At 61.1% G+C, this 3,569-nt stretch carries 4 protein-coding genes; all 4 read left to right on the forward strand.

The features are described 5' to 3' along the window. Positions 1 to 454, forward strand: a 454-nt coding sequence (locus AC2FNB_RS20750) for an FAD-dependent monooxygenase (RefSeq protein WP_496748642.1), incomplete at its 5' end; no start/stop codon positions are given. Positions 455 to 534: 80 nt separating this feature from the next. Then, the gene (locus AC2FNB_RS20755) at positions 535 to 1,593 is read left to right on the forward strand and encodes a TRAP transporter substrate-binding protein (protein ID WP_480748517.1); all 1,059 of its coding nucleotides are present in this window, start codon (positions 535 to 537) and stop codon (positions 1,591 to 1,593) included. Between the two features lie 72 nt (positions 1,594 to 1,665). Continuing rightward, positions 1,666 to 2,250: a TRAP transporter small permease gene (locus AC2FNB_RS20760; protein ID WP_496748643.1), complete on the forward strand. Its 585-nt coding sequence runs from the start codon at positions 1,666 to 1,668 to the stop codon at positions 2,248 to 2,250. After that, the coding region (locus AC2FNB_RS20765) for a TRAP transporter large permease (protein ID WP_496748644.1) at positions 2,247 to 3,569 on the forward strand (1,323 nt) is incomplete at its 3' end. The genes AC2FNB_RS20760 and AC2FNB_RS20765, both read left to right, overlap by 4 nt.

Raw genomic sequence — 3,569 nt, forward strand, 5'->3', positions numbered from 1 at the left:
GGTGCGCCGGGGATTCGAACATGTCAGCCCCAGGGCGCAACAGGTGATCGACAAGGGACGGGACTGGAAACTGTGGGTGCTGTGCGACCGCGACCCGGTCATGGAATGGACCGACGGGCGCGTTGCCCTGCTCGGCGACGCCGCGCATCCGATGCTGCAATACTTCGCCCAGGGCGCCTGTATGGCGATGGAGGATGCCGTTTGCCTGTCCGCGCTTTTCGAGGCGGGGGGCGAAGTGGAGGGGATATTAAACACCTATCAGGACAGACGACGCTTGCGTACAGCCCGCGTTCAGTTGCAGTCTCGGGAAATCGGAGAACACATTTATCACCCCGCCGGGGCACACGCGGCGCTGCGAAACACGATCATGAGCGCCAGATCCCCCGACCAGTGGTACGATGCGGTCGAATGGCTGTACGGCAGTACCGGCCTCGAGGGCGCGGTGTTCGCCTGAACAGAGAGTGAGCAATATATTGCATTATGCAAAGATATGGGCATTATATTGCTAAAAAGAGGGGTCAAAGGGAGGATAACATGACCTATCGGAGAACGCTTTTGGGCGTCATCGGCGGCGCGGCCGTTGCGGCGCTGGCCACGGGCTTCAGCGCCTCTACCGCGCTGGCCCAGGAAGTGACGCTGAAACTGCACCAGTTCCTGCCGGCGCAGGCCAACGTGCCGAAACTGGTTCTGGATGTCTGGGCCGACAGTGTCGAAGAGGATTCGGGTGGCCGCATCAAGGTGGAACGCTATCCCTCGATGCAGCTGGGCGGCAAGCCGCCGGAGCTGATGGATCAGGCGATCGACGGTGTGGCGGATGTGGTGTGGACCGTGGTCGGCTATACGCCGGGCCGTTTCCCCTCGACCGAAGTATTCGAACTGCCCTTCATGATGACAAATGCACGCGCCGTGTCGCGCGCCTATTGGGAAATGTTCGAAAAACACATGAAGGATGACGAGTTCAAGGATGTCCACATCCTCGCCACCTGGGTGCATGGTCCGGGCATGATCCACACCTCCGAACCGGTGGAAAGCCCCGAAGACCTGCAAGGCATGAAGATCCGCGGCGGCTCGCGCTCGGTCAACTCGCTTTTGACCAAGCTCGGCGCGACCCCGGTCGGCATGCCGGTGCCCGCCGTGCCCGAGGGGCTCAGCAAAGGCGTGATCGACGGCACCACCATCCCATGGGAAGTCACCACCGCCCTGAAGGTGCCGGAACTGGTCGAGAACCACACCGAATTCGAGGGCCGCGCATTGTATACGCTGACCTTCGTTCTGGCGATGAACAAGGCCAAATATGACAGCCTGCCGGATGATCTGAAAAAGGTGATCGACGACAATTCGGGTCTCGAATTCTCGGTCTTCGCGGGTGGCACGCAGGCTGATGCCGATGGCCCCGCTCGACTTGTCGCTGAGGACCTGGGCAACAACATCATCACCATCGACCAGGCCGGTGTCGAGGAATGGCGCGCCCTGGCGCAGCCGATCTATGACGAATGGATCGCCGACATGGCCTCCAAAGGCAAGGACGGTCAGGCACTGCTCGACGAAGCGCAGATGCTGATCGACAAATACACGCCGGACTATTCCAACTGATCCGGCCCATCGCAACCGGTCGCGGCGCCCCGGCGCCGCGATCCAATGGCCCCCGCAAAAGATCGAGGTCCAATGCATAGACTGATGAAGGGGTTGGCCAGAACGCTGGCCATCATCGGCGGGATCGTCCTGAGCCTCCTGATCCTGCTGACCTGCGTGTCCATTCTGGGCCGCTTGCTGAACGGGTTTTTCCACGGCGACATGATGCAAAGCCTCGCGCCCGGATTGTCCGACTGGGCCATCGGCATGGGCGTCGGCCCGGTCAACGGCGATTTCGAACTGGTCGAGGCAGGCGTCGCCTTTGCCATTTTCTGCTTTCTGCCCCTGTGCCAGATCACCTCGGGACATGCTTCGGTCGATATTCTCACCAACGTCTTCTCCAACGGCTTCAACCGCTTCCTGCGCATGGTGACCGAGATCATTTTTGCCGCCGTTCTGATCCTGATCGCGTGGAAACTGTTCGACGGTATGATCAGCAAGAAAGAGTATCACGAAACAACCTTCCTGCTGCAGTTCCCGATCTGGTGGGCCTATGCGCTCAGTTTCGCCGCGGCGCTGGCGGCGGCGGCGGTCGGCGTCTACATGGCCGGCGTTCGTACCTATGAATTCTTTACCGGCCGCATCCTGATCCGGGATGGGGTGGAGGCACTGCATTGACTGCTCTGGAAATCGGAATTGCCTCCTTCCCCGCCCTGATGGTGCTGATCTTTCTGCGCGTGCCCATCGGGCTGGCGATGTTTCTTGTGGGGTTTGTCGGCCTGGTTCTCGTGACCGACGGCACACAGGTGGCCTTTGCCCGGCTCAAGAACGAGACCTACACGACCTTTTCCAGCTATTCGCTGACCATCGTGCCCATGTTCCTGCTGATGGGGCATTTTGCAACGCTGGGCGGCATGTCCAACGCGTTGTTCAAGGCGGCCGAAGGCTGGCTGGGTCACAAAAAGGGCGGCGTTGCCATGGCCGCGATCGGGGCCTGCGCCGGGTTCGGCGCGATCTGCGGCTCGTCGCTGGCAACGGCCGCCACCATGGGCCGCGTCGCTCTGCCGGAACTCAAGCAATATGGTTACGCCGGCGGGTTTTCCACCGCGACTTTGGCCGCCGGCGGTACGCTGGGCATCCTGATCCCGCCCTCCGTGGTGCTGGTGATCTATGCCATCCTGACCGAACAGAACATCGCCAAGCTTTTCCTTGCCGCCTTCATTCCCGGTATTCTTGCGGCTGTGGGCTATGTCATCGCCATCTCGGTCTACGTCCGCCTCTATCCCGAAAGCGCGGGCACCCGCCCGCCGGTTCCCTATGCCGAACGCTTTGCGGCGCTGATCCAGGTCTGGCCGGTCCTGCTGGTCTTTGGGCTTGTGGTGGGTGGCATCTATCTGGGCTGGTTCACCCCGACCGAGGGCGCGGCAGTCGGCGCATTCGGCACCGGCGTCATCGCCTTTTTCAACGGCGGCCTGACGCTTGCGACTCTGGCGGACAGTTTTCTGGTGACAGCCCGCTCGACCGCGATGATCTTTTTCATCGTGTTGGGTGCGGGCTTCTACAACGGTTTCCTCGCCCTCACGCAGGTACCGCAGGAACTGTCGAATTACGTGGTCAGTCAGGGTTTTTCGCCCTGGGTCGTCCTGGCGCTGATCCTGTGTTTCTACCTCGTCTTCGGTTGCCTCATGGACAGCCTGTCGATGATCCTGCTGACGATCCCGATCTTTTTCCCGGTGATCTCGGCGATGGATTTCAATTTCGTCTCGCTGGCGGCGATGCAGGCCCAGGCCGCGATGGAAGTGCTGAATGTCGGCGTGCCCGACGGCATGGGTATCGAGATGCTTGCTTCGATTCAGGATGCCATCGCCACTGGCACCGAACTGACACGCGAACAGATGAAAGAGCTGGGCATTCGCGTCACCCGTGGCATGGCCAACCGGATCGAGGCGGAACAGGTCGCCATCTGGTTCGGCATCCTCGTGCTGATCGTGGTCGAG

This window comes from Ruegeria sp. BHSB058 (genome assembly GCF_059613285.1).